The 26,554-nt window shown below is 53.4% G+C and carries 29 protein-coding genes; 17 read left to right on the forward strand and 12 right to left on the reverse strand.

Translation table 11 applies throughout. The annotated features are described in order from the left end of the window. Window positions 1-19 precede the first annotated feature (19 nt). From G4551_RS19640 to epd, 6 genes are all read right to left on the reverse strand, one after another. Complete coding sequence (locus tag G4551_RS19640) at window positions 20-766, reverse strand: oxidative stress defense protein (RefSeq protein WP_003027002.1); 747 nt, start codon at window positions 764-766, stop codon at window positions 20-22. Window positions 767-859: 93 nt separating this feature from the next. Further along, window positions 860-1,495 (reverse strand): arginine exporter ArgO, encoded by a 636-nt coding sequence (argO, locus tag G4551_RS19645; RefSeq protein WP_003027005.1) that lies wholly within the window; start codon window positions 1,493-1,495, stop codon window positions 860-862. A gap of 150 nt (window positions 1,496-1,645) precedes the next feature. After that, entirely contained in the window at window positions 1,646-2,506 is an 861-nt protein-coding gene (locus G4551_RS19650; protein ID WP_003027007.1) for a small-conductance mechanosensitive channel MscS, read from the reverse strand. 191 nt (window positions 2,507-2,697) lie between these two features. Continuing rightward, the gene (fbaA, locus tag G4551_RS19655; RefSeq protein ID WP_003027029.1) at window positions 2,698-3,777 is read right to left on the reverse strand and encodes a class II fructose-bisphosphate aldolase; all 1,080 of its coding nucleotides are present in this window, start codon (window positions 3,775-3,777) and stop codon (window positions 2,698-2,700) included. A gap of 88 nt (window positions 3,778-3,865) precedes the next feature. After that, entirely contained in the window at window positions 3,866-5,029 is a 1,164-nt protein-coding gene (pgk, locus tag G4551_RS19660) for a phosphoglycerate kinase (RefSeq protein WP_003027032.1), read from the reverse strand. A gap of 39 nt (window positions 5,030-5,068) precedes the next feature. Beyond that, a complete protein-coding gene (epd, locus tag G4551_RS19665) occupies window positions 5,069-6,097 on the reverse strand; it encodes an erythrose-4-phosphate dehydrogenase (RefSeq protein ID WP_003027035.1) in 1,029 nt (342 codons plus the stop codon). 374 nt (window positions 6,098-6,471) lie between these two features. On the opposite strand from epd, the gene G4551_RS19670 reads away from it, so the two are divergent. The 5 genes from G4551_RS19670 to G4551_RS19690 are packed head-to-tail and all read left to right on the forward strand — an operon-like array spanning window position 6,472 to window position 9,517. Continuing rightward, the gene (locus tag G4551_RS19670; RefSeq protein WP_003027037.1) at window positions 6,472-6,897 is read left to right on the forward strand and encodes a PPC domain-containing DNA-binding protein; all 426 of its coding nucleotides are present in this window, start codon (window positions 6,472-6,474) and stop codon (window positions 6,895-6,897) included. A gap of 24 nt (window positions 6,898-6,921) precedes the next feature. Then, on the forward strand, window positions 6,922-7,500 hold the full coding sequence (locus G4551_RS19675; RefSeq protein ID WP_003027040.1) for an ECF transporter S component: 579 nt from the start codon (window positions 6,922-6,924) through the stop codon (window positions 7,498-7,500). Beyond that, complete coding sequence (locus G4551_RS19680; RefSeq protein WP_003838237.1) at window positions 7,501-8,208, forward strand: energy-coupling factor transporter transmembrane component T; 708 nt, start codon at window positions 7,501-7,503, stop codon at window positions 8,206-8,208. Further along, window positions 8,196-8,873: an ABC transporter ATP-binding protein gene (locus G4551_RS19685; RefSeq protein ID WP_003838234.1), complete on the forward strand. Its 678-nt coding sequence runs from the start codon at window positions 8,196-8,198 to the stop codon at window positions 8,871-8,873. Before G4551_RS19680 ends, G4551_RS19685 begins: the two co-directional genes overlap by 13 nt. After that, on the forward strand, window positions 8,867-9,517 hold the full coding sequence (locus tag G4551_RS19690; protein ID WP_003838233.1) for an ABC transporter ATP-binding protein: 651 nt from the start codon (window positions 8,867-8,869) through the stop codon (window positions 9,515-9,517). Before G4551_RS19685 ends, G4551_RS19690 begins: the two co-directional genes overlap by 7 nt. 59 nt (window positions 9,518-9,576) lie before the next feature. Here the strand turns inward: G4551_RS19690 and tkt are convergent, their stop codons facing one another. Beyond that, window positions 9,577-11,568, reverse strand: a complete 1,992-nt coding sequence (gene tkt, locus G4551_RS19695) for a transketolase (protein ID WP_003027049.1) — start codon at window positions 11,566-11,568, stop codon at window positions 9,577-9,579. Between the two features lie 279 nt (window positions 11,569-11,847). Here tkt and loiP point away from each other — a divergent pair, with 279 nt between their 5' ends. After that, the gene (loiP, locus tag G4551_RS19700) at window positions 11,848-12,606 is read left to right on the forward strand and encodes a metalloprotease LoiP (RefSeq protein ID WP_003027053.1); all 759 of its coding nucleotides are present in this window, start codon (window positions 11,848-11,850) and stop codon (window positions 12,604-12,606) included. 196 nt (window positions 12,607-12,802) lie between these two features. Here loiP and speB read toward each other — a convergent pair whose 3' ends face one another. The 4 genes from speB to G4551_RS23960 all read right to left on the reverse strand — a co-directional run bounded on the left by speB (window position 12,803) and on the right by G4551_RS23960 (window position 16,306). Then, window positions 12,803-13,723, reverse strand: a complete 921-nt coding sequence (gene speB / locus G4551_RS19705; RefSeq protein ID WP_003027056.1) for an agmatinase — start codon at window positions 13,721-13,723, stop codon at window positions 12,803-12,805. A 237-nt stretch (window positions 13,724-13,960) separates the two neighbouring features. Beyond that, complete coding sequence (speA, locus tag G4551_RS19710) at window positions 13,961-15,937, reverse strand: biosynthetic arginine decarboxylase (protein ID WP_003027059.1); 1,977 nt, start codon at window positions 15,935-15,937, stop codon at window positions 13,961-13,963. 8 nt (window positions 15,938-15,945) lie between these two features. Beyond that, the gene (gene yqgB / locus G4551_RS19715) at window positions 15,946-16,077 is read right to left on the reverse strand and encodes an acid stress response protein YqgB (protein WP_003027062.1); all 132 of its coding nucleotides are present in this window, start codon (window positions 16,075-16,077) and stop codon (window positions 15,946-15,948) included. A 91-nt stretch (window positions 16,078-16,168) separates the two neighbouring features. Beyond that, complete coding sequence (locus G4551_RS23960; RefSeq protein ID WP_269147429.1) at window positions 16,169-16,306, reverse strand: hypothetical protein; 138 nt, start codon at window positions 16,304-16,306, stop codon at window positions 16,169-16,171. A gap of 418 nt (window positions 16,307-16,724) precedes the next feature. On the opposite strand from G4551_RS23960, the gene metK reads away from it, so the two are divergent. The 8 genes from metK to ruvX all read left to right on the forward strand — a co-directional run bounded on the left by metK (window position 16,725) and on the right by ruvX (window position 23,978). Continuing rightward, window positions 16,725-17,879 (forward strand): methionine adenosyltransferase, encoded by a 1,155-nt coding sequence (metK, locus tag G4551_RS19725; protein WP_003027071.1) that lies wholly within the window; start codon window positions 16,725-16,727, stop codon window positions 17,877-17,879. A 399-nt stretch (window positions 17,880-18,278) separates the two neighbouring features. Next, on the forward strand, window positions 18,279-19,673 hold the full coding sequence (gene galP / locus G4551_RS19730; RefSeq protein ID WP_003027074.1) for a galactose/proton symporter: 1,395 nt from the start codon (window positions 18,279-18,281) through the stop codon (window positions 19,671-19,673). Between the two features lie 77 nt (window positions 19,674-19,750). After that, entirely contained in the window at window positions 19,751-20,248 is a 498-nt protein-coding gene (locus G4551_RS19735) for a SprT family zinc-dependent metalloprotease (RefSeq protein ID WP_003838223.1), read from the forward strand. 94 nt (window positions 20,249-20,342) lie between these two features. Next, entirely contained in the window at window positions 20,343-21,050 is a 708-nt protein-coding gene (endA, locus tag G4551_RS19740) for a deoxyribonuclease I (RefSeq protein ID WP_003838221.1), read from the forward strand. Window positions 21,051-21,124: 74 nt separating this feature from the next. Further along, window positions 21,125-21,856 (forward strand): 16S rRNA (uracil(1498)-N(3))-methyltransferase, encoded by a 732-nt coding sequence (gene rsmE, locus G4551_RS19745; protein WP_003027080.1) that lies wholly within the window; start codon window positions 21,125-21,127, stop codon window positions 21,854-21,856. Window positions 21,857-21,875: 19 nt separating this feature from the next. Then, the gene (gene gshB, locus G4551_RS19750) at window positions 21,876-22,823 is read left to right on the forward strand and encodes a glutathione synthase (RefSeq protein ID WP_003027083.1); all 948 of its coding nucleotides are present in this window, start codon (window positions 21,876-21,878) and stop codon (window positions 22,821-22,823) included. Between the two features lie 175 nt (window positions 22,824-22,998). Continuing rightward, window positions 22,999-23,562: a YqgE/AlgH family protein gene (locus G4551_RS19755; RefSeq protein WP_003027086.1), complete on the forward strand. Its 564-nt coding sequence runs from the start codon at window positions 22,999-23,001 to the stop codon at window positions 23,560-23,562. Continuing rightward, a complete protein-coding gene (gene ruvX, locus G4551_RS19760) occupies window positions 23,562-23,978 on the forward strand; it encodes a Holliday junction resolvase RuvX (RefSeq protein WP_003027087.1) in 417 nt (138 codons plus the stop codon). Before G4551_RS19755 ends, ruvX begins: the two co-directional genes overlap by 1 nt. Here the strand turns inward: ruvX and G4551_RS19765 are convergent. Continuing rightward, window positions 23,975-24,955 carry a type IV pilus twitching motility protein PilT gene (locus G4551_RS19765; RefSeq protein ID WP_003838217.1) on the reverse strand — a complete coding sequence of 327 codons (981 nt, stop codon included), beginning with the start codon at window positions 24,953-24,955 and terminating at the stop codon, window positions 23,975-23,977. The genes ruvX and G4551_RS19765 overlap by 4 nt on opposite strands. Window positions 24,956-24,972: 17 nt before the next feature. Here G4551_RS19765 and G4551_RS19770 point away from each other — a divergent pair, with 17 nt between their 5' ends. From G4551_RS19770 to yggU, 3 genes are read left to right on the forward strand one after another with little or no spacing between them, the layout of a single operon-like run. After that, window positions 24,973-25,677 (forward strand): YggS family pyridoxal phosphate-dependent enzyme, encoded by a 705-nt coding sequence (locus tag G4551_RS19770; RefSeq protein ID WP_003838215.1) that lies wholly within the window; start codon window positions 24,973-24,975, stop codon window positions 25,675-25,677. An 18-nt stretch (window positions 25,678-25,695) separates the two neighbouring features. Further along, window positions 25,696-26,262, forward strand: a complete 567-nt coding sequence (locus G4551_RS19775) for a YggT family protein (RefSeq protein ID WP_003027097.1) — start codon at window positions 25,696-25,698, stop codon at window positions 26,260-26,262. Next, complete coding sequence (yggU, locus tag G4551_RS19780; RefSeq protein ID WP_003027101.1) at window positions 26,259-26,549, forward strand: DUF167 family protein YggU; 291 nt, start codon at window positions 26,259-26,261, stop codon at window positions 26,547-26,549. Before G4551_RS19775 ends, yggU begins: the two co-directional genes overlap by 4 nt. Window positions 26,550-26,554: the final 5 nt, after the last annotated feature.

A 26,554-nucleotide genomic window follows, 5' to 3' on the forward strand; every position in this document is an offset into this window, starting at 1 on the left:
AAAGCCGGGTCTGCAACAATTACTGAGTTTTGGCTGGCGTTGCGGCTGGTTGCCCCGCCGTCGGCTCAATCTGGAAGACGACATCAACCTGATCGTCAAACTGAATAACCGGCTGTTCGTAGGTTTCCTGAGCAGAAGCAGCAGGTGCAGCATCTGCTTTCATCATCCGTACCATCGGGCTAGGCTGATAATTGGAAACGTGGTAGCGCACGCTGTACACCGGGCCAAGTTTGCTATTGAAGCCCGCAGCCAGTTGTTCTGCCTGATGAATAGCATCATCAATTGCCGCTTTACGCGCTTTATCTTTGTAAGCATCCGGTTGGGCAACACCAAGCGATACCGAACGGATCTCATTCAGACCAGCCTTCAGCGCGCCATCGAGCAGAGCGTTAAGTTTGTCCAGCTGACGCAGCGTGACTTCAACGGTGCGCACCGCACGATACCCTTTGAGGATACTTTTACCGTTCTGGTAGTCGTAATCCGGCTGGGTACGCAGGTTGGCCGCGCTAATGTCTTTCTTCGCTATCTGGTTCTGTTCAAGGAAGGACAGATATTGCGCCACGCGCTCATCGGCCTGCTTCTTCGCTGAAGCCGCATCCTTGGCAGCAACGTTCACTTCAATTGCCAGCGTAGCTATGTCTGGTGTCGCATCCACGCTTGCTGTTCCGGAAGTCACGATGTGCGGTCCATTTGGCAGCTCATTTGCCTGTACCGATAGTGCGCTGAATCCGACTAATGCCGCCAGGGCCATTATTTTGAACTTCACGGTCGTTCCTCCATGTTTCAATAATTACCCCGAAACTCAGGGCACATGCAGGCAAGCTTAGACGATCTCGCTGCGTTGTCCATCAGACAACACTTAGTTGAACAACGCATGAACGTGCGCAACACCTTCTTTTGCCAGTTGAAAAGCAATAAACCACATCACTAATCCTACCAACGTATTGATGATGCGCTGCGCTTTAGCAGTGCGCAGACGCGGAGCCAGCCAGGCCGCCAGCAATGCCAGACCGAAAAACCACAGGAACGAAGCGCTGACGGTTCCCAGCGCAAACCAGCGCTTCGGCTCAACGTCCAGCTGCCCCCCCAGACTCCCCAGCACCACAAAGGTATCCAGGTAAACATGGGGATTGAGCCATGTCACCGCCAGCATGGTGGCGATGATTTTCCAGCGCCCCTGCTTCATCACCTCGGCACTGGCCAGTTCCAGGTTACTGCTCATCGCCGTTTTTAACGCCCCGAAACCGTACCAGAGTAAAAAAGCCACCCCACCCCAGGTGACCAGCGCCATCAGCCATGGTGACTGCATCAGCAAGGCGCTACCGCCAAAGATCCCCGCACAAATCAGCACTAAATCGCTGATAGCACAGAGTAAAGCAATCATGATGTGATACTGGCGGCGAATGCCCTGGTTCATCACGAAGGCGTTTTGCGGACCAAGCGGAAGAATCATGGCCGCACCAAGTGCAAGCCCTTGAAAGTAATACGATAACACGTTAATCATCCCGAACTGTTTCTCTTAGGAGCAGACTATAGCGCGGGGAAAACATTAGCGGAAATGGATAATTTTAATCGTAGATTAGGGAAATTAATGGAAAGAAAATTCTTATCGGCCCGGAAAGCAAAAGCGCCTCCGGGCGCGTAATTACTCTGCCGCGCGCTCTTTCACACGCTTGAAATTCACATCCATCTGCGGATACGGGAAGCTGATGCCGTTGGCATCGAACTCGCGCTTAATGCGTTCCAGCACATCCCAGTAGACGCTTTGCAGATCGCTGCTGTTGCTCCAGACGCGTACCACAAAATTAATTGAGGAAGCCCCCAGCTCATTCAGGCGTACCGTCATTTCACGGTCTTTAAGAATGCGATCTTCCGACTGAATGATATCAGTGAGGATTTTTTTCACCTGATCGATATCGGAGTCGTAAGCCACGCCGATAATAAATTCGTTACGACGAACCGGCTCACGAGAGAAGTTAATGATGTTCCCGGCAATAATTTTACCGTTCGGGATCACTACAATCTTACCGTCAACGGTACGCATGGTGGTGGAGAAAATCTGCACGTTGAGCACGGTTCCAGCCACGCCGCCGAGATCGACATACTCACCCGCACGGAACGGACGGAACATTACCAGCAGGACACCTGCGGCGAGGTTGGACAGCGAACCTTGCAACGCCAGACCGACGGCTAAACCTGCGGCACCGAGAACGGCGATCACGGAGGCTGTTTGCACCCCAACGCGGCCCAGAGCGGCAATCAGCGTGAAAGCGATAATACCGTAACGCACCAGTGCAGAGAGGAAGTCGGCAACAGTGGCATCAATTTTACGCGCCAGCATCAGGCGGTTAACGGTATTTGATACAATGCGCGCCACGATCATACCGATAATGACAATCGCGATGGCCGCAACGATGTTGACGGCATAGCTCAACAGCAGTTCCTGGTTGCGCACCAGCCAGGTGCCCGCACCGTTTATGCTGTCGACAACATTCAAATCTTCCATTCAATATTCCTTTTTTGCTTACCCAAACGGGAGAAATAAAGCCGCCCTGACGGGACTGGCAACCTGACAAGGGTAAACAATAAACCTGGATTTTGCCAAACAGATCACAGAATTCTCTGCCAGCAGAGCGTTGACATAGCAATAAAAAAGGCCCGCATTTGCGGGCCTCATGTCACGTGGAACGGCGTAAATTACAGAACGTCAACCGCGTTCAGTTCTTTGAAAGCCTGTTCCAGACGGGTGATCATGGTTGCCTGACCAGCACGCAGCCATACGCGCGGATCGTAGTATTTCTTGTTCGGCTGATCTTCGCCTTTCGGGTTACCCAACTGGCCCTGCAGGTAAGCTTCGTTTGCTTTGTAGTAGTTCAGAACGCCTTCCCAGGTAGCCCATTGGGTATCGGTATCGATGTTCATTTTCACTACGCCGTAGCTTACGGAGTCTTTGATTTCCTGAGCAGTAGAACCGGAACCGCCGTGGAAGACGAAGTTCAGGCTGTTGTGCGGCAGGTTATGTTTCTTAGAAACATAGTCCTGAGAGTCGCGCAGGATGGTCGGGGTCAGAACGACGTTACCCGGCTTGTAAACGCCGTGTACGTTACCGAAGGAAGCTGCGATGGTGAAACGCGGGCTGATTTTGCTCAGCTCGGTGTATGCGTAATCAACGTCTTCCGGCTGGGTGTACAGTGCAGAAGCGTCCATGTGGCTGTTGTCCACGCCATCTTCTTCGCCACCGGTGCAACCCAGTTCGATTTCCAGAGTCATGCCCATTTTGGACATGCGCGCCAGGTATTTGGAGCAAATTTCGATGTTCTCTTCCAGAGACTCTTCAGACAGGTCGATCATGTGAGAAGAGAACAGCGGTTTGCCGGTTGCTGCGAAGTGTTTTTCGCCCGCGTCCAGCAGACCGTCGATCCACGGCAGCAGTTTCTTCGCGCAGTGGTCAGTGTGCAGGATAACCGGAACACCGTAGTGTTCAGCCATCTGGTGAACGTGATGCGCGCCAGAGATAGCACCCAGGATTGCAGCGCCCTGAGGAACGTCGGACTTCACGCCTTTACCAGCGATGAAAGAAGCACCACCGTTGGAGAATTGTACGATTACCGGCGCTTTAACTTTTGCAGCAGTTTCCAAAACGGCGTTGATGGAGTCGGTACCCACGCAGTTAACAGCTGGCAGAGCAAAGTTGTTTTCTTTAGCTACCTGGAAAACTTTCTGTACGTCATCACCAGTGATTACGCCTGGTTTTACGAAATCAAAAATTTTAGACATTTTACGAGTCCTGTATCTTCGGCCTTGGAAAGGGCGCGCGCCCTAAAGCGCGCTAAAATAAGGGCAGGTTTCCCTGCCCATTAAATTCTTACTTTTTAGCACGCTCTTCGAGCATGGCTACTGCTGGCAGTACTTTGCCTTCCACGAATTCGAGGAACGCGCCGCCGCCAGTAGAGATGTAGGAGATTTTGTCAGCAATGCCGAACAGGTCGATTGCTGCCAGGGTGTCACCGCCGCCTGCGATAGAGAATGCTTCGCTGTCTGCGATGGCATTAGCAACGATTTCAGTACCTTTGCGGAAGTTCGGGAATTCGAACACGCCAACCGGGCCGTTCCACAGAATGGTTTTCGCATTCTTCAGAATGTCAGCCAGCTGCTGTGCAGAAGCGTCGCCGATATCCAGGATCTGCTCGTCTTCTTTTACATCGCTAACGGATTTCAGGGTAGCCGGTGCGGTTTCAGAGAATTCAGTCGCTACGCGAACGTCGGTTGGGACCGGGATGTCGCAAGTGGTCAGCAGACGCTTAGCTTCGTCAACCAGGTCAGCTTCGTACAGGGATTTACCCACGTTGTGACCTTGAGCAGCAACGAAGGTGTTCGCGATACCACCGCCAACAATCAGTTGGTCAGCGATTTTTGACAGAGAATCAAGAACGGTCAGTTTGGTAGAAACTTTAGAACCACCAACGATAGCAACCATCGGACGAGCAGGTTCTTTCAGTGCTTTACCCAGTGCATCCAGCTCGGCAGCGAGCAGCGGACCTGCACAAGCGACATCGGCGAATTTACCGATACCGTGAGTAGACGCCTGCGCACGGTGAGCAGTACCGAAAGCGTCCATAACGAATACGTCGCACAGAGCAGCATATTTTTTGGACAGCGCTTCGTCGTCTTTCTTCTCGCCTTTGTTAAAGCGAACGTTTTCCAGAACAACCAGTTCACCGGCAGCGACTTCAACGCCGTCCAGGTAATCTTTTACCAGGCGAACCGGAGCAGACAGTTTGTCTTTCAGGTAGTTAACAACCGGCAGCAGAGAGAATTCTTCGTTGTACTCGCCTTCGGTAGGACGACCCAGGTGGGAAGTTACCATCACTTTAGCACCTTGTTTCAGGGCCAGTTCGATGGTTGGCAGGGAAGCACGGATACGCGCATCGCTGGTTACTTTCCCTTCTTTAACTGGTACGTTCAGGTCCGCACGGATAAAAACGCGTTTACCAGCCAGATCCAGATCGGTCATCTTAATTACAGACATGGTGAATCCTCTCGTTGATTCATAAAGTTTTGTCGACGCTCAAGCGTCGAGCCTGAAACCAATAGCAGCCATCGCTAACGTCGTATCGAGCATACGGTTAGCAAAGCCCCATTCATTATCACACCAGACCAGCGTTTTGATCAGGTGAGCGCCACTCACGCGCGTTTGCGTACCATCAACGATGGCGCTGTGCGGGTCGTGGTTAAAATCTACTGAGACCAACGGTAATTCCGTATAGTCAACTATACCATGAAATGCACCTTGTGCTGCTTTTTGCAGCAACTGGTTGACTTCACTGGCTTTTACTGGTTTTTTCACCGTCACGCTTAAGTCGATCGCCGTCACATTTATGGTCGGTACACGCACCGCTATCGCTTCAAAACGATCGTTAAACTGCGGGAAAATTCGCGTGATGCCCGCCGCCAGTTTGGTATCAACCGGAATGATCGACTGGCTGGCCGCTCGCGTGCGACGCAGGTCAGGATGATAAGCATCAATAACCTGCTGATCGTGCATCGCGGAGTGGATCGTGGTGACGGTACCAGACTCAATGCCGTAAGCATCATCCAGCAATTTAATGACGGGTATTATGCAATTCGTGGTGCAGGAGGCATTGGAAACGATCCGGTGCTCAGCGCGCAACTGATCCTGATTAACGCCAAACACAACGGTTGCGTCGATGTCGTGACTACCAGGATGTGAAAAGAGCACTTTCTTTGCGCCGGCGGCAATATGCGCCTCGCCGTGTTCGCGACTGCCAAAGACCCCCGTACAATCCAGCACAACGTCGACACCCAGCTCGCGCCACGGAAGCGCATCGAGCGTTCGCTCATGCAGAATGCGGATCGCGTCATCGCCAACGATGAGCTGGTCTCGTTCCTGACGAACATCCCAGGCAAAACGCCCATGGCTGGTGTCATATTTCAACAAATGCGCCATGCCTGCAGCATCCGCCAGTTCGTTGATTGCCACCACGGTGATTTCCGCCCGACGCCCGGATTCATACAAAGCACGAACCACGTTGCGTCCGATGCGACCGAAACCATTAATCGCTACGCGTACGGTCATAGGTCTCCTGCAAGGATTTCTCAGAAACGATGTGGCAGACAGAGTAATGCAGCAAATCGCTCAGGGAAACCTTACCTGTCGCAAACTGCGACTAATTGGTTAATTGTCGAACATTTAATCGACTGAAACGCTTCAGCTAGAATAAGCGAAACGCGGAATAAAAGGAATGATTGTCCAGCAACAGAACACAGTTATCTGACTTACGTCACATTTTAACGTCCTTCAACGCGACTTTTATTCCATATTCCAGAATTACGAATAACCGTAGCAAGATTATTTCGTTGCCATGTCACAAATCCTGATTTATATCAGAAAGCTCCCTAACCCGCGTCTATATTATCAGCGCAACGTCCGAGTCTCGGAGTCCCTCAACTATGGCAACATTCTATCCCCAACCATCTGAAGCTCGCTTTCATGCGCTGCGTTTATTACCGGGCCAGGAAGTCTTTTCAGCGCTACACGCTTTTATCCAGCAGCATCAACTACAGGCAGCCTGGATAGCGGGTTGCACCGGCAGTTTGACCAACATTGCTCTGCGCTTCGCCGGACGTGAAGAAACCACATTACTTACGGGTACGTGGGAAATTATCTCTCTGAACGGCACGCTAGAACTTACCGGCGAGCATCTTCATCTGGCGGTTGCTGACCCACACGGCGCGATGCTGGGCGGACACATGATGCCGGGCTGTACCGTGCGAACCACGCTGGAACTGGTGATTGGCGAGTTGACGTCTCTGGCATTCAGCCGTCAGCCCTGCGCCGTTTCCGGTTATGACGAACTGGTTATTTCATCCCGCTAACGATTCACTTATACGAGGTCTTTTATGGCGCGTCGCCAATTTTCCAGCCAGTCTCTGGTTCTTATTGTCATTGCTATCGCCATCAACATGGTCGGTGGGCAGCTTATCAGCATGTTGAAATTACCTATTTTTCTCGACTCGATTGGCACGTTGATCAGCGCGGTGCTGTTAGGTCCGGTTGTGGGGATGCTAACCGGATTACTCACTAACCTATTGTGGGGGTTGCTGACCGATCCGATCGCCGCCGCCTTTGCGCCCGTTGCCATGGTTATTGGACTGGTCGCCGGTTGGCTGGCACGGGCGGGATGGTTTCGCACCTTACCCAAAGTCGTGGTTAGCGGCGTAATTATCACGCTTGCCGTGACCCTCGTTGCCGTGCCGATTCGCACGACTCTGTTCGGCGGTGTCACTGGCAGCGGCGCGGATCTTTTTGTCGCCTGGATGCACTCGGTCGGTCAGAACCTGGTGGAGTCCGTCGCCATCACCGTCATCGGTGCGAATCTGGTCGATAAAATCCTCACGGCAATCATCGTCTGGGTGCTGCTGCGACAGCTTCCGCTGCGCACCACGCGCCATTTCCCTACGATGTCTGCCGTGCGCTAAATGCATCCGTTTACGTCGTTAACTCTATGGGTGCTTGCCGCCTGCTCCACGCTCCTGCTGCCAGCCGGAGTGCCGCTCAGCTTGTATAGCGCCGCGACGTTTGTCGGTTTGCTATGTATGAAGGCTACGCGGTCGCGGGCGAAATACGTACTCTGGCTGATGATCCCCTTAGGACTGGGGCTATGGCTGGTACACGGCGGATGGCTTACCGAGTGGATTAGCGGGCAGCCGCGCACACCAGAACGCTGGGTCGATGCCGTTACGCTCTGGCTGCGGATCCTCGCCATTGTGTCGACATCGCAGATGTGGATGCAGTACGTGCCGGTTGCGCGCTTTATGCGCGCCCTGTTTGCTTCACGCCTGCCGCCAGGAGTTGCCTATCTGTTCGCAGGCCCGCTGCTGGTGGTTGAACAGCTCAAACACCAATTGGCGATTATTCACGAGGCACAGCGCGCACGCGGCGTACCGCTGGATGAGTCCTGGTACCAACGTTTACGCGCTATGCCGGCATTGATTGTGCCGCTCACCCATAACGCGCTCAATGACTTGGCCGTTCGCGGTGCAGCGCTCGATATGCGGGGATTTCGCCTGCATCGCACTCGCACCACGCTATGGGCGCCGCCAGACAGCACCTTACAACGTCTGGCCCGCTACGGTATGGTGGTTCTGATGGCAGTTGAGACAGGAATCTGGATATGGTTACGTTAGAGCAGTTTCGCTATATTCCGACGCACGCTATGCGGCCATCCGCCTGTTACGATTTCCATTACGCCAGGCCTGGTATGGTGGCTATTTTTGGTGACAACGGCTGCGGGAAAAGTACGCTGGCACAGCTGATGGCTGGCTGGTACCCCGACTTCCTTCCGGGAGAAATTGAGGGCACAGGCACGCTACTGGGTAATCCCATCGGGCAACTATCGCTGGTCGAGCAGTCGAGTACCATCCAGCTTGTACAGCAGTCACCTTACCTGCAGCTTTCAGGTTGTACTTTCAGCGTGGAGGAAGAAGTGGCGTTTGGCCCGGAAAATCTCTGCCTTACCGAGACTGAAATTATGCAGCGCATAGATGCCGCCCTTACGCTGACAGAATGTCAGCCCCTACGCCATCGTCATCCCGGCACCCTTTCCGGCGGGGAAACCCAGCGGGTAGTCATTGCCAGCGCACTCGCCATGCAGCCGAAAATATTGATTCTGGATGAAGCGTTCAGTCGCCTGACGGCGCAAGCCACGGCAATGCTGCTGGCGCGACTGCAACAGTGGGCACAGGAACAGCATGCTTTGGTGATATTTTTCGAACGCAACCCTTCACCTTTTCTCAGCTACTGCCAGCAGGCATGGCAGCTGCGCGACGGAGCATTATCATCACTATGCTAACGCTAAACCAGGTCAGCTATCGCTGGCCGAACGCCGCCGATGACTGTTTACGCAATATTTCGCTGGAACTCCTGGAGGGGGAATGGCTGGCGCTAACGGGCGATAATGGCGCAGGAAAATCCACGCTTTTGCGCATCATGGCCGGGCTACTGACTCCCTCATCCGGCACAATAACCGTTCAAAATCGTGCGATTGCGCAACTGAAAAACCGGGAGCGCGCCAGGGTGCTCGGCGTACTGTTTCAGGAAGCGGAGAATCAAATCTTTCACAGCAAGGTTGCAGAGGAAGTTGCCTTCGGATTACGGCTACAGAAGCTTCCGGCGACTGAAATTGCGCAACGCACGATGGCGGCGCTGCAATTATGTCAGTTAGAGGATGTCGCCGACGCGCACCCGCTCGATCTGCATACGGCACAACGACGTATGGTTGCCGTCGCCAGTCTGGAAGCCCTCAAACCCGCTATTCTACTGCTGGATGAGCCCAGTCGGGACTTTGATGCACACTGGCTTGGCGTCTTCGAAAACTGGCTGGCAGTGTGTCGTACACGTGGCGCCAGCGTTGTAGCGATCAGTCATGACGCTGCATTTACGCAGCGCCATTTTTCGCGCATAGTACGTCTTGAAGCAGGTCAGCTACGCACGTAACTACCCTGAGAAGCAAAAAACGGGCCGCCTAAGCGACCCGTTTTCACCTGTAATCGAAATTACAGCAGTTCTTTTGCTTTCGCGACCACGTTGTCTACGGTGAAGCCGAATTCTTCAAACAGCAGTTCTGCCGGTGCAGACTCACCAAAGGTAGTCATACCGACAATAGCGCCGTTCAGGCCCACGTATTTGAACCAGTAGTCAGCAATGCCAGCTTCGATAGCGACGCGAGCAGAGACGGCTTTCGGCAGTACGGATTCACGGTAAGCCGCATCCTGCTTGTCGAATGCATCGGTAGACGGCATGGAAACCACGCGCGCTTTCACGCCTTCAGCGGTCAGTTTGTCCCAGGCAGCCACGGCAAGTTCAACTTCAGAACCGGTGGCGATGAAGATCAACTCCGGCTGACCCGCGCAATCTTTCAGCACGTAGCCACCGCGAGCGATGTTCGCCAGTTGCTCTGCGGTACGTTCCTGCTGTGCCAGGTTCTGACGGGAGAGGATCAGCGCGGTCGGGCCGTCCTGACGCTCAACACCGTATTTCCATGCTACTGCGGATTCAACCTGGTCACACGGACGCCATGTGCTCATGTTCGGAGTCACACGCAGAGAAGCAACCTGCTCTACCGGCTGGTGAGTCGGACCATCTTCACCCAGACCGATGGAGTCGTGAGTATAGACCATCACCTGACGCTGTTTCATCAGCGCAGCCATACGCACCGCGTTACGGGCATATTCCACGAACATCAGGAAGGTGGAGGTGTACGGCAGGAAACCACCATGCAGGGAAATACCGTTTGCGATAGCGGTCATACCGAATTCACGTACACCGTAATGGATGTAGTTACCGGCAGTATCTTCGTTGATGGCCTTAGAACCAGACCACAGAGTCAGGTTAGACGGTGCCAGGTCAGCAGAGCCGCCGAGGAATTCAGGCAGCAGAGGACCGAAGGCTTCAATCGCGTTCTGAGAAGCTTTACGGCTGGCGATTTTCGCCGGATTAGCCTGCAGCTTAGCAATGAACTCGTTGGCTTTCGCGTCGAAGTCAGACGGCATTTCACCTTTCATACGACGGGTGAATTCAGCAGCTTCCTGCGGGAAAGCTTTGGCATAAGCAGCGAACTTCTCGTTCCATGCGGCTTCTTTTGCCTGGCCGGCTTCTTTCGCATCCCACTGCGCGTAGATTTCAGACGGGATTTCGAACGGCGCGTATTTCCAGCCCAGCTGTTCGCGGGTCAGTGCGATTTCTGCATCGCCCAGCGGTGCACCGTGAGAGTCGTGGGTACCGGCTTTGTTCGGAGAACCGAAACCGATGATGGTTTTGCACATCAGCAGGGACGGTTTGTCGGTCACTGCGCGTGCTTCTTCAACAGCGCGTTTAATCGCGTCAGCATCGTGACCATCTACACCACGAATCACGTGCCAGCCGTAAGCTTCGAAACGCTTCGCGGTGTCATCGGTGAACCAGCCTTCAACGTGGCCATCGATAGAGATGCCGTTGTCATCGTAGAACGCAACCAGTTTACCCAGTTTCAGCGTACCAGCCAGGGAACATACCTCGTGAGAGATACCTTCCATCATGCAGCCGTCGCCCATGAAAGCATAGGTGAAGTGGTCAACGATGTCGTGACCAGGACGGTTAAACTGCGCCGCCAGCGTTTTCTCAGCGATAGCCATACCCACTGCATTCGCAATGCCCTGACCCAAAGGACCGGTCGTGGTTTCAACACCCGCGGTGTAACCCACTTCCGGGTGACCCGGCGTTTTGGAGTGCAGCTGACGGAAGTTCTGCAGCTCGGACATCGGCAGATCATAGCCGGTGAGGTGCAGCAGGCTGTAAATCAGCATTGAACCGTGGCCGTTAGACAGCACGAAGCGGTCACGGTCAGCCCAGGACGGGTTAGTCGGGTTGTGGTTCAGGAAATCACGCCACAGGACTTCGGCAATGTCAGCCATACCCATCGGGGCACCCGGGTGACCGGATTTGGCTTTCTGTACTGCGTCCATGCTCAGCGCACGAATAGCATTGGCAAGCTCTTTACGTGAGGACATTTTGACTCCAGATCGGATAATGAAGGCCACGCCCTAAACGACTTGACGACAGCGCGTTTTGGGCTACGCCGGAAAAAAGTGCCAACAATGTAACCCAAGCCGCGTGTCATGTACATGGAGCATCCTTTTACCGCTTCAGAAATCTCTGGATCATGCGCGCAAGTTGCGCAATCTTCTCGCCCGCTTATTGTTCTTTTCTTTATACTTATGCCGAGCGTCGGTTCACCTGCAAACGACGCATTTTTTAGAATAATCCTGACTTTGTGCGGAAGAGAAAAAATGAAAATTCGCGCTTTACTGCTTGCTACGAGCATGGCGGCGGCATTGACCGGCTGCCAGAACATGGACTCAAACGGACTGCTTTCCTCAGGCGCAGAGGCTTTTCAGGCCTACAGTCTGAGCGATGCGCAGGTAAAAGCGCTGAGCGATCAGGCCTGTAAGGATATGGACAGCAAAGCTACCATCGCCCCGGCTGGCAGCGAGTATGCAACGCGTCTTGGCAAAATCGCCGCCGCGCTTGGCGATAACATTAACGGCCAGCCGGTGAACTACAAAGTTTATATGGCGAAAGATGTAAATGCCTTTGCCATGGCGAACGGCTGTATCCGCGTATACAGCGGCCTGATGGATATGATGACCGACAACGAAGTCGAAGCGGTGATCGGCCACGAAATGGGTCACGTTGCGCTGGGTCACGTGAAAAAAGGGATGCAGGTTGCGCTGGGTACGAACGCTGTGCGCGCAGCTGCGGCTTCCGCTGGCGGGATTGTCGGCAGCCTGTCGCAATCGCAATTGGGCGATCTTGGCGAGAAACTGGTGAACTCGCAGTTCTCCCAGCGTCAGGAATCCGAGGCGGATGATTACTCGTATGATCTGTTGCGCAAACGTGGGATCAACCCGGCTGGCTTAGCCACCAGTTTTGAGAAACTGGCAAAACTGGAAGCAGGACGTCAAAGCTCAATGTTTGACGATCATCCGGCATCCGCAGAACGTGCGCAACATATTCGCGATCGCATGAGCGCAGACGGGATCAAATAATCTTCGAACAGTGCCGGATAGCGGCGTGAACGCCTTATCCGGCCTACAGAATTACAAATTTAGTCCAGCGATCGGGCGTTATTGGCGAAGCCAGTTTGGGACCGGACAGCGCGCAGCCACCGGAGCGTACACGTAGTACGTGAGGATGGCGAGCACTGCCCGGGTTCAAAATGGCGAGTAAAATAGCCCGAAACCGTTACTCGCCTTTCTTAGCCGCCTGGATATAGAGCATTTCTAATGCTAACGTTGCCGCCGCCAGTGCGGTGATCTCTGACTGATCGTAGGCCGGAGCCACTTCAACAACATCCATCCCGACGATGTTCAGATCTTTCAGACCACGTACCAGTTTAATAGCACGATCGGAAGTCAGACCGCCGATCACTGGCGTACCGGTTCCTGGTGCAAACGCCGGGTCCAGACAGTCGATATCAAAAGTCAGGTATACCGGCATATCACCGACAATCTGCTTAACCTGAGCGATAATGTCATCAACGCTGCGGTCGTTAACCTGGCACGCATCCAGTACGGTAAAGCCGTTGTCTTTGTCGAACTCGGTACGAATACCGATCTGCACAGAGTGATTCGGATCGATCAGACCTTCGTTCGGCGCAGTGTAGAACATGGTGCCGTGGTCGAATTCGCAGCCGTTCGCGTAGGTGTCGGTGTGGGCATCAAAGTGCACCAGCGCCATTTTACCAAAGTGCTTAGCGTGCGCGCGCAGCAGCGGCAGCGTGACGAAGTGGTCGCCGCCAAAGGAGAGCATGCGCTTACCGGCAGACAGCAGCTTCTCAGCATGCGCCTGCAGTTTTTCACTCATTTCACGCGCATCCCCGAACGCATAAACCAGATCGCCGCAGTCCACCACGTTCAGGCGCTCGCGCATATCGAAGTTCCACGGGAAGCGGTTGTGCTCCCAGGCCAGGTTGGTGGACACCTGACGGATTGCCGCCGGACCATGACGCCCGCCCGCACGACCAGACGTTGCCATATCAAACGGTACACCGGTGATCACCCAGTCGGCGTCGCTATCGTACGGCATGAAGTTCATCGGCAGACGTAAAAAACCAAAGGCGTTAGAAACCAGGGAGTTGTCGTATTGATGACCTAAGGTGCTCATGTACTGACCTCTTTAAAAATCGATGAAAAAAAATCCCCTCCGCGTCGTTAAGCCCGACGAGGAAGGGATTGATTTGGTAACTGCATATTTACGGCAAATTATCGCCGTTATTTTGTACGGATTCAAGTGAGTGCCACAAATGCTGCCCCCGCGGATTCCGACTGCCGGATGGCGGTTTCGCCTTATCCGGCCAACTTTCGTAGGAACGGTAAGCGCAGCGCCACCTGGCATTTATCGTTACTCATCTTCCAGATAAGTATAACCGTACAGACCGGCTTCAAACTCTTCGAGGAACTGCTGTTGCAGCTCAGCGTCCAGATCGGTGTTTTTCACCTGGTCACGGAACTGCGTCAGCAGGGTGTTCGGATCCAGCTGCACGTATTGCAGCATATCCGCCACGGTATCCCCTTCGTCGGACAGCTCAACTTCTACGCTGCCGTCAGGGAAGACGAACACGTCAACCGCTTCGGTATCACCAAACAAGTTGTGCATGTTGCCGAGGATCTCCTGGTACGCACCCACCATAAAGAAGCCCAGCATCGGCGGGTTCTCAGGGTCGTATTCCGGCATCGGCATGGTGGTCGCAATGCCATCACCGTCAACGTAGTGGTCGATAGCGCCATCAGAGTCACAGGTGATATCCAACAGCACCGCGCGGCGTTCAGGCACCTGATTCAACCCTTCCAGCGGCATTACCGGGAACAGCTGATCGATCCCCCACGCATCCGGCATCGACTGGAACAGCGAGAAGTTGACGTAAATCTTATCCGCCATACGCTCCTGCAGCTCGTCGATAATCGGACGGTGCGCACGGTTGCTCGGGTCGAGTTGTTTCTGCACTTCATGGCACATGTTCAGATACAGCTGCTCTGCCCACGCACGCTCCTGCAGGCTAAAGGTGCCTGAAGAGTACCCAACGTGAATATCGTGCAGATCCATCTGGCTGTCGTGCAGCCATTCACGCAGCGAACGACGGGTTCCCGGTTCATGCATCTCTTGCCAGGTTTCCCACATGCTTTGCAGGGCACGTGGCGCATCGTCAGCCGGAGGTGTAGCTTCGGTGTGTTCACTACGCTCAACGCCGATAATGTTAGATACCAGCACGGTATGGTGCGCGGTTACCGCGCGGCCAGACTCGGTGATTACCGTCGGATGCGGCAGACCGTGTTCTTCACAGGCGTCGCCAATAGCCCAGATGATGTTGTTGGCGTATTCGTTCAAACCGTAGTTTACGGAACAGTCAGACTGCGAACGGGTACCTTCGTAATCCACGCCCAGACCACCGCCCACGTCGAAGCACTGGATATTGACGCCAAGCTTGTGCAGCTCAACGTAGAAACGCGCCGATTCACGTACGCCGGTGGCGATATCACGAATGTTCGCCATTTGGGAGCCGAGATGGAAGTGCAGCAACTGGATGCTGTCCAGACGACCACGCTCGCGCAGAATTTCTACCAGTTGCAGCACCTGGTTTGCCGCCAGGCCGAATTTTGATTTTTCACCGCCGGAGGACTGCCACTTGCCAGAGCCCTGCGACGCCAGACGCGCACGCACGCCCAGACGCGGAACGACATTCAGGCGTTCAGCTTCATCCAGCACGATAGCGATTTCAGACATCTTCTCGATGACCAGATAGACCTTATGGCCCATCTTCTCGCCAATCAGCGCCAGACGGATATATTCGCGGTCTTTATAACCGTTACACACGATCACGCTACGGGTCATTCCGGCATGGGCCAGAACGGCCATCAATTCAGCTTTGGAACCAGCTTCCAGCCCCAGCGGTTCGCCGGAGTGGATCAGCGATTCAATCACGCGACGATGCTGGTTGACCTTGATCGGGTAAACGAGGAAATAGTCACCGTTGTAGCCGTAGGATTCACGGGCGCGTTTAAACGCGGCGTTAATCGAACGCAAACGATGTTGCAGGATCTGCGGGAAGCAGAACAATGCAGGCAGACGCTGGCCCTGCGCTTCACGGGCTTTCACCAACTCAGCAAGGTCAACGCGCGCTTCGGGTACGTCCGGATCCGGGCACACGCTGATGTGGCCCAGTTCATTGACGTCGTAGTAGTTATTACCCCACCAGGCAATATTGTAAGTACGCAGCATCTTGCTGGCTTCCTGGGAACTCATTGCAACCTCCTGCATGGAGCGTAGTACACCGTGTTCGCCTGCTGACGAAGGCGAACCCAAAGAAATGTCGTCAGACATAGCGAACCTCAAATTTTATTAACAAGTGTAAAACAGTTGACTACTATCGCAATCCGAAGACGCGATAACAACCCAAATACAGGCAGAATTTGCAGCAGATAGTGCTGACGCTCCGACTGTGCGACCGGTTTCTTTTTCATATCAATGTAAACACGTAACCGAACTTAATGCTGACGGTTCGGCGAAACCACGAGAAAACTCTTGTTTACCAAGAGCGCCCTTGTTCAGTTCTTAGTGACCGTTACCGGCCCTGGAGTCCTGAGAAGCGCCGAGATGGGTATAACATCGGCAGGTATGCAAGATGCAGATTGCGGGGAACATATGTACACCAGAACGGTGCGACAGATTCAGCAGAATACAACGGTTCATTATCTCGTATCACCTCCACGGTTGCTCCTTACGGAACGAACCCACAAGCCAAAGCTAAAGTCTTAACCCGGCTGGAAGTGGCAACACGATGAAAACGTCGTGTGCTTTTGTATGAGCCGCGCGCCGCGTTTTATACCCATAAGGAAGTCAAAAAGCAAAAGATAAATGCGCGCATTGCCAGCACCGTCAGGAAAAATTTCCAGTTACATTTTCAGTACAATGCGACCTCAATCAAAAAAAGCTGGAAATCAGGCGAAGAACTGTCCTAAAATAGCCGTCCAGATGTTAATCCATCTATACCGATTAACACTCAGACTGCCAGTGTCCGTCATCTGCAGACTCATGGTAGAATCTTCTACACATGGCTATTCCACTCGACAGTTTGAGCTAACCAAATTCTCCTTAGGTGAAATTAAATATGGCAAAACACCTTTTTACGTCCGAGTCCGTATCAGAAGGGCATCCTGACAAAATCGCTGACCAAATCTCTGACGCCGTACTGGACGCAATCCTCGAGCAGGATCCGAAAGCACGCGTTGCCTGCGAAACCTACGTCAAAACCGGTATGGTTTTAGTTGGCGGTGAGATCACCACCAGCGCATGGGTTGATATCGAAGAGATCACCCGTAATACGGTTCGCGAAATTGGCTATGTGCATTCCGACATGGGCTTTGACGCCAACTCTTGTGCGGTACTGAGCGCGATTGGTAAACAGTCTCCGGACATCAACCAGGGTGTTGACCGCGCCGATCCGCTGGAACAGGGCGCAGGCGACCAGGGTCTGATGTTTGGTTATGCAACCAACGAAACCGACGTGCTGATGCCAGCTCCAATTACCTATGCTCACCGTCTGGTGCAGCGTCAGGCTGAAGTGCGTAAAAACGGCACTTTATCCTGGCTGCGTCCGGATGCAAAAAGCCAGGTTACCTTCCAGTATGACGACGGCAAAATCGTCGGTATTGATGCGGTTGTTCTGTCGACTCAGCACTCTGAAGACATCGATCAGAAATCGCTGCAAGAAGCAGTTATGGAAGAGATCATCAAGCCGGTACTGCCTACTGAATGGCTGACTGCTTCGACCAAGTTCTTCATCAACCCAACCGGTCGTTTCGTAATCGGCGGTCCAATGGGCGACTGTGGACTGACAGGTCGTAAAATCATCGTTGATACCTACGGCGGCATGGCGCGTCACGGCGGCGGTGCATTCTCTGGTAAGGATCCGTCTAAAGTTGACCGTTCCGCAGCCTATGCAGCTCGTTACGTCGCGAAAAACATTGTTGCCGCTGGTCTGGCTGATCGCTGTGAGATTCAGGTTTCCTACGCAATCGGCGTGGCTGAACCGACCTCTATCATGGTGGAAACGTTTGGTACTGAAAAAGTGCCTTCTGAGCAACTGACCCTGCTGGTGCGCGAGTTCTTCGACCTGCGCCCGTATGGTCTGATTCAGATGCTGGATCTGCTGCACCCGATTTACAAAGAAACCGCTGCTTACGGTCACTTTGGTCGCGAACATTTCCCATGGGAAAAAACCGACAAAGCCGCTCTGCTGCGTGAAGCTGCCGGTCTGAAGTAATTCCCTCACGGCTCAACGCTTATGAAGACCAGCCTCGCGCTGGTCTTTTTTATGTCCTTTTCTCTTCCATACCCCATAGCCAAAGCTACGCTAATCTCCCTTGTTGCAAACAACAAATGAAAGCGATTACATATCGTAGAATTTCGATCCAACATGAATCAACATCTCTTCGTTACTATGATTGCATCACTGTTACATTATATTTCAGCATTATCTTAAACCCAGACAATCAATGTTATTCATGCGAAATAAATAACGTTATTTTTCAATCAAATAACCAATAACTTACATGAATGCTAGTGTAACCGATTACACTAATGTGATGTGATTCGCATTTTTTTACCCCGTACTCACCTACCCTTAACATCAACAAAACTAGCTACCCAACCGGAGGGCATCATGCCTGACAATAAAAAAACGGGGCGTTCCAACAAAGCCATGACATTTTTTGTCTGCTTTCTTGCAGCCCTGGCTGGATTACTTTTTGGCCTGGATATCGGTGTTATTGCCGGAGCTTTACCGTTCATCACCGACGAGTTCCAAATTACCCCCCACACTCAGGAATGGGTGGTGAGTTCGATGATGTTTGGTGCTGCCGTGGGTGCCGTCGGCAGCGGTTGGCTCTCCTTCAAACTGGGGCGTAAAAAGAGTTTGATGATCGGCGCAATCCTGTTTGTTGCCGGTTCACTGTTCTCCGCCGCGGCACCAAACGTTGAAGTGCTGTTGGTTTCCCGCGTGCTGCTCGGCCTTGCGGTAGGCGTTGCGTCTTATACCGCGCCGCTTTACCTGTCTGAAATTGCCCCGGAAAAAATTCGTGGCAGCATGATCTCTATGTATCAGTTGATGATCACCATCGGTATTTTGGGTGCGTATCTTTCCGATACGGCGTTTAGCTACAGCGGCGCATGGCGCTGGATGCTGGGCGTGATCATCATCCCTGCCCTGCTGCTGCTGGTTGGCGTTATCTTCCTGCCGGACAGCCCACGCTGGTTTGCTGCTAAACGTCGTTTTGTCGATGCTGAACGTGTTCTGTTGCGTTTGCGTGATACCAGCGCAGAAGCCAAACGCGAGCTGGATGAAATTCGTGAAAGTCTGCAGGTGAAGCAGAGCGGCTGGGCGCTGTTTAAAGAAAACAGCAACTTCCGCCGCGCGGTATTCCTTGGCGTCCTGTTACAGGTGATGCAGCAGTTCACCGGGATGAACGTCATTATGTATTACGCACCGAAAATCTTTGAGCTGGCGGGCTACACCAACACCACCGAGCAGATGTGGGGGACTGTTATCGTCGGTCTGACCAACGTGCTGGCAACCTTTATCGCCATTGGCCTGGTTGACCGCTGGGGCCGCAAGCCTACGCTGATCCTCGGCTTTATCGTCATGGCCGTCGGTATGGGCGTGCTGGGTACGATGATGCACGTGGGTATTCACTCGGCGGCCGCGCAATACTTCGCTGTACTGATGCTGCTGATGTTTATCGTTGGCTTTGCCATGAGCGCCGGTCCGCTGATTTGGGTTCTGTGCTCTGAAATCCAACCGCTGAAAGGCCGCGATTTCGGTATCACCTGCTCTACCGCAACCAACTGGATTGCCAATATGATCGTCGGTGCAACCTTCCTGACGATGCTGAACTCGCTGGGAAGCGCCAATACTTTCTGGGTCTACGGTGGTCTGAACGTCCTGTTCATCTTCCTGACCCTGTGGCTGATACCTGAAACTAAAAATGTCTCTCTGGAACACATTGAACGTAACCTGATGAAAGGTCGTAAACTGCGCGAAATTGGCGCACACGACTAATCACGAAAAGCTTCCTCCCCCGCGGGAGGAAGCCTTCCTCTTGCAGTCCCTTCCCTGTCGCACTATCCTCTGGCGTTATGAAAACCTCCCGTCTCCCTATCGCCATCCAGCAAGCCGTTATGCGCAGCCTGCGGGAAAAACTCGCTCAGGCCAATCTCAAGCTAGAACGCAATTACCCGGAGCCAAAGCTGGTTTACCAACAGCGCGGAACCGCCGCGGGTACCGCGTGGCTACAAACCTACGAAATTCGTCTGAATCCCGTCCTGCTGATGGAGAACGTTGACGCGTTCGTTAACGAAGTGGTGCCCCATGAACTGGCGCATTTACTGGTGTGGAAATACTTTGGCCGCGTGCCGCCGCACGGCAAAGAGTGGAAATGGATGATGGAAAGCGTGCTGGGCGTGCCAGCCCGACGTACGCATCAGTTCGAACTGCAATCCGTGCAGCGTAAGACCTTTACTTACCGCTGCAAGTGTCAGGAACACCAACTGACCGTACGCCGCCATAACCGCGTGATACGCGGCGAAGCCACCTACCGCTGCGTTCACTGCGGCGAACCACTGATTGCAGAATAATCTTCAGAATTATCAGGAACTTTTCTGATCTAACTGATTGCATACAGGAATGACTTTCGCTACGTTGCGGGCTCGTTTTGACACGGAGTTCGTGATGTACCGTAATTTTTCTTTTGCTGCGGCCCTGTTAGCCGCAGCATTTTCAGGCCCGGCTTTAGCCGAAGGCATCAACAGTTTTTCTCAGGCAAAAGCGGCGGGCGTCAAAGTTAACGCCGATGCGCCAGGCGATTTCTACTGCGGTTGTAAAATTAACTGGCAAGGCAAAAAAGGGGTCGTGGACCTCGAATCCTGCGGCTATAAAGTGCGAAAAAACGAAAACCGCGCCAGTCGAATTGAATGGGAGCACGTTGTCCCCGCCTGGCATTTTGGTCATCAGCGCCAGTGCTGGCAGGACGGAGGGCGTAAAAACTGCGCTAAAGATCCGGTCTATCGCAAAATGGAAAGCGATATGCATAACCTGCAGCCTGCGGTAGGTGAAGTGAATGGCGATCGCGCTAACTTCATGTACAGCCAGTGGAACGGTGGCGAAGGCCAGTATGGACAGTGCGCGATGAAGGTTGATTTCAAAGAGAAAGTTGCCGAGCCGCCTGCCCGCGCCCGTGGCGCCATCGCGCGTACCTATTTTTATATGCGCGACCAATACAACCTGACGCTCTCTCGCCAGCAAACCCAGCTTTTTAATGCCTGGAATAAGCAGTATCCGGTCACCGACTGGGAGTGTGAGCGCGACGAACGCATCGCGAAGGTACAGGGGAATCATAACCCCTATGTGCAACGCGCTTGCCAGGCGCAAAAGAGCTAACCTACACTAGCGGCAATATTTTTAACCATGCCCTGGCCTGTTGCAGCCCAGGGCCATGACGCGGATGTTTAACTATGCGCATTCCTCGCATTTATCACCCAGAGCCACTCGCTTCCGGTAGCCAAATTTCACTGTGTGAAGATGCTGCCAACCATATCGGCCGTGTACTACGTATGGGGCCAGGCCAGCCGCTACAGCTGTTTGATGGCAGCAATCAGGTATTCGACGCCGAAATTACCCACGCCAGTAAGAAAAGTGTGGAAGTGAAGGTGCTTAACGCTGAACTCGACGATCGGGAATCACCGTTGCATATCCACCTGGGCCAGGTAATGTCGCGCGGTGAAAAAATGGAATTTACTATCCAGAAATCGATTGAACTGGGTGTAAGCCTCATTACGCCACTTTTTTCTGAGCGTTGCGGCGTTAAACTGGACAATGAACGCCTGAACAAGAAGCTCCAGCAGTGGCAGAAAATCGCTATTGCCGCCTGCGAACAGTGCGGTCGTAATCGGGTGCCTGAAATTCGCCCGGCAATGGATCTGGAAGCATGGTGCGCAGAACAGGACGAAGGACTGAAGCTCAATCTGCATCCTCGCGCCAGCGCCAGCATTAACACGCTGCCGCTCCCGGTGGAGCGTATCCGCTTGCTGATTGGCCCGGAAGGTGGGTTGTCGGCAGATGAAATTGCCATGACCGCACGGTATCAGTTTACTGATATTCTGTTAGGACCTCGCGTTCTGCGTACTGAGACAACTGCGCTCACCGCCATTACCGCGCTTCAGGTGCGTTTTGGCGATCTGGGCTAAGGCATAAACGGAGAAGAACATGATCAAGCTCGGCATCGTGATGGATCCCATCGCAAGCATCAACATCAAGAAAGATTCCAGCTTCGCAATGCTGCTGGAAGCGCAACGCCGCGGTTACGAAATTCATTATATGGAGATGGCCGATCTTTATCTGATCAACGGTGAAGCCCGCGCCCATACGCGTACCCTGAGCGTAGAGCAGAACTACGACAAATGGTATGAATTTAAGAGCGAACAGGATCTCCCGCTGGCAGACCTGGACGTTATTCTGATGCGTAAGGATCCGCCGTTTGATACCGAGTTCATCTACGCGACCTATATTCTGGAACGTGCAGAAGAGAAAGGAACGCTGATCGTCAACAAACCGCAGAGCCTGCGCGACTGCAACGAAAAGTTGTTCACCGCATGGTTTGCCGATCTGACGCCGGAAACGCTGGTCACGCGTAATAAAGCGCAGCTGAAAGCCTTCTGGCAAAAACACAGCGACATCATTCTCAAACCGCTGGACGGCATGGGCGGGGCCTCTATTTTCCGCGTGAAGGAAGGCGATCCGAACCTTGGCGTTATTGCGGAAACGCTGACCGAGCACGGTACCCGCTACTGCATGGCGCAGAACTATCTGCCAGCCATTAAAGACGGCGATAAACGCGTGCTGGTGGTCGATGGCGAACCCGTTCCTTACTGCCTGGCGCGTATTCCGCAGGGCGGCGAAACCCGTGGCAACCTGGCCGCAGGTGGTCGTGGCGAGCCGCGTCCATTAACCGACAGTGACTGGGAAATTGCCCGTCGCATTGGGCCAACGCTGAAAGCGAAAGGTTTGATTTTTGTCGGTCTGGATATCATTGGCGATCGTCTGACGGAAATTAACGTCACCAGCCCAACCTGTATTCGTGAAATTGAAGCGGAGTTCCCGGTTTCGATTACCGGTATGCTGATGGATGCCATTGAGGCCCGTCTGCAGAAGTAAATACGTTGCCGGATGGCGACGATTTCGCGTCTAATCCGGCCTACAATTGCACCCCGTAGGCCGGATTAGGCAAAGCCGACATCCGGCAAGCTATTTTCAGAGGGTGACATCTTCGCACTTTGCCCACATACTGGGCGCTGTTGCTTTTTTGAACCAGGAAACAGAACCTCTGACAATGAATTTACAGCATCACTTTCTAATTGCCATGCCTGCTCTCCAGGATCCAATTTTCCGCCGTTCCGTGGTGTATATTTGCGAACACAATGAGAACGGAGCAATGGGGATTATCGTCAATAAGCCTCTGGAAAACTTACAAATTGAAGGGATTCTGGAAAAGCTGAAGATTACTCCAGAAGAACGCGATCCGGCCATTCGTCTGGATAAGCCCGTGATGCTCGGCGGCCCGCTGGCAGAAGACCGTGGATTTATACTTCATACCCCACCGTCGCGCTTTGCGTCCAGTATTCGCATTTCTGATAACACCATCATCACAACCTCCCGCGATGTATTAGAAACCCTGGGTACGCAGGAACAACCGTCCGAAGTGCTGGTTGCGCTGGGTTATTCATCATGGGAAAAGGGCCAACTGGAACAAGAGTTACTGGATAACGCCTGGCTTACGGCCCCTGCCGATCTCAACATCTTATTCAAAACACCGATTGCCGACCGCTGGCGCGATGCGGCGAAGCTTATCGGGATAGATATTCAGACCATGCCCGGCGTGGCGGGACACGCATGATGAACGGAACATTACTCTCTTTTGATTTTGGTACGAAAAGTATCGGCGTCGCCGTGGGTCAGCGCATTACCGGTACGGCAAGGCCATTGCCCGCCATCAAAGCACAGGACGGTACGCCAGACTGGAATTTGATTGAACGCCTGCTGAAAGAGTGGCAACCGGATGAAATCATTGTCGGCCTGCCACTCAACATGGATGGCACCGAACAGCCCCTTACCGCGCGCGCACGTAAATTCGCTAATCGCATTCATGGTCGCTTTGGCGTAACCGTAACGCTGCACGATGAACGTTTGAGCACCGTCGAAGCCCGCTCAGGCCTGTTTGAGCAAGGCGGTTACCGGGCGTTGAATAAAGGCAAAGTGGACTCCGCTTCTGCCGTTATTATCCTGGAAAGCTATTTCGAGCAGGGCTATTAAAGCCGCCCCTGCGCCTGTCGCTGCTGCAAACTTTGTGCAAACGTCTGCATACCTGTCTGCTGCCCGGTTTGAATCACGCCGGGTAGCTGATGCGTTTTCCCTTCGCGGATCAAATTGCCCACGGCGGGCGTGTTGACGAGCAGTTCGAATAGCGCCACGCGTCCCCCCTGCTTATCCTCCTCCAGTTTTTGCGAAAGAACCGCCCGCAGGCTGTCTGCCAGTTGGTTACGCACAGGATCTTTCTCTGTTGCTGCAAAGGAATCCACCAGCCGCGCGATGGCCTGCGCCGCACCTCGCGTATGTAACGTTGCCAGCACCAGATGTCCGGTCTCCGCCGCCGTTAATGCCAGCCGAATGGTTTCCACGTCGCGCAGCTCACCCAGCAAAATAACGTCGGGATCTTCGCGTAGCGCACCGCGCAAACCGGTGGCGAAAGAGGCGCAATGTGCGCCCACCTCCCGCTGTTGAATCAGACAACGTCGGCTGGTGTAGCGATATTCAATAGGATCTTCCAGCGTCAGAATGTGCCCCTCAATATGCTGATTAAGATACTCCACCATCGCCGCCAGGGTCGTAGATTTACCGCTGCCGGTAGCGCCTGTCACCAGAATCAACCCATTTTCACTGTGAAGCAGTTCAGGTATGACCGCGGGAGGCTGAAGATCGTCTAAATGAGGACAATCCAGCGGTAGCAGTCTTAGCGCCAGCGAGGTTCCCTGCAGATGGACAAATGCGCTGGCGCGCAGCCGCCGGGAGTCCGTCAGGGTAACGGCAAAATCAACCTGCCCTTGCTCCTGCAACTGTACCTGTTGTTGCTCACTGAGCCAGCACATCAGCAGATTCTCTACGTCAGGCGTGATAAACGGTGCGCTTTCGACTTTTCCATGTCTGCGCCAACGCGCGGGCCATGCATTGCACAGGTGTAGATCCGACACGTTATGCTTTACACTAAGGGCCACTATTTCTTCCATATTCATATGAACATCCTCGGAAAATGAACGATATCGCGCATAACCTGGCACATGTCCGGGACAAAATCTCAGCCGCCGCGACGCGTTGCGGGCGGTCTTCAGAAGAAGTTATGTTGCTTGCAGTCAGCAAAACCAAACCTGCGAGCGCCATCGAAGAAGCCATTACCGCAGGGCAGCGTGCCTTCGGTGAAAACTATGTCCAGGAAGGGGTGGATAAAATCCGCTACTTTCAGGAAAAAGGCGTCAACGATCTGCAGTGGCACTTTATCGGCCCGCTGCAGTCCAACAAAAGTCGTCTGGTCGCCGAGCACTTTGACTGGTGCCATACGATCGACCGTCTACGTATCGCTGCCCGTCTGAGCGAACAGCGCCCGGCAGACCTGCCGCCGCTGAATGTGCTGATCCAGATTAATATCAGCGATGAGAACAGTAAGTCAGGGATTCCGCTGGCAGAGCTTGATGCCCTGGCCGCTGAAGTCGCTGCGCTGCCGCGCATTACCCTGCGTGGTTTGATGGCTATTCCCGCTCCTGAGTCAGATTATGTAAGGCAGTTTGAAGTTGCACAGCAAATGGCTGTAGCATTTGCCGGGTTGAAAACACGCTATCCAAATATCGATACGCTCTCGCTGGGGATGTCTGATGATATGGATGCCGCTATCGCGGCGGGTAGCACGATGGTGCGCATCGGCACTGCCATTTTTGGTGCTCGTGATTACACTAAAAAATAAGGAAAATTAAGGAACACCATGAATACGTTGACCTTCCTGCTCTCAACGGTAATTGAGCTGTATACCATGGCGCTGCTGCTGCGCGTGTGGATGCAATGGTCTCGCTGCGATTTCTACAACCCGTTCTCGCAGTTTATTGTGAAAATCACTCAGCCCATTATTGGGCCGTTACGCCGTATTATTCCTCCGATGGGGCCCATTGACAGCGCATCAGCATTAGTCGCACTCGTTCTCAGCTTTATCAAAGCCATCGTGCTATTTAAGGTGGTCACGTTCCAGCCGATCATCTGGATCGCCGCCGTGCTGATTGTCCTGAAGACCATTGGGTTGCTGATTTTCTGGGTGCTGCTGGTAATGGCGATTATGAGCTGGGTCAGCCAGGGTCGCAGCCCGGTGGAGTACGTGCTGATTCAACTGGCGGATCCGCTGTTGCGTCCTATCCGTCGCATACTTCCAGGCATGGGCGGGATCGATTTCTCCCCAATGATTCTGGTTCTGCTGCTCTATGTCATTAACATGGGTATCGCAGAAGTGTTACAGGCGACAGGCAACATACTGCTGCCGGGGCTGTGGATGGCGCTATGAGTGCCGTTACACCCTGCGACGACGGTCTGGTTTTACGGCTCTATATTCAGCCGAAAGCCAGCCGTGACAGTATTGTGGGTTTACATGGCGACGAAGTTAAAGTCGCCATTACCGCCCCGCCGGTCGATGGACAAGCCAACAGCCATCTGGTGAAGTTTCTCGGCAAACAGTTCCGCGTAGCGAAAAGCCAGGTCGTTATTGAGAAGGGCGAGCTTGGTCGTCACAAACAGGTTAAAATTATTCATCCGCAACAGATCCCGCCCGAAATTGCGGCGCTAACTGATTAGGTATC

It is taken from the genome of Citrobacter freundii ATCC 8090 = MTCC 1658 = NBRC 12681 (genome assembly GCF_011064845.1).
Lineage (GTDB): Bacteria > Pseudomonadota > Gammaproteobacteria > Enterobacterales > Enterobacteriaceae > Citrobacter > Citrobacter freundii.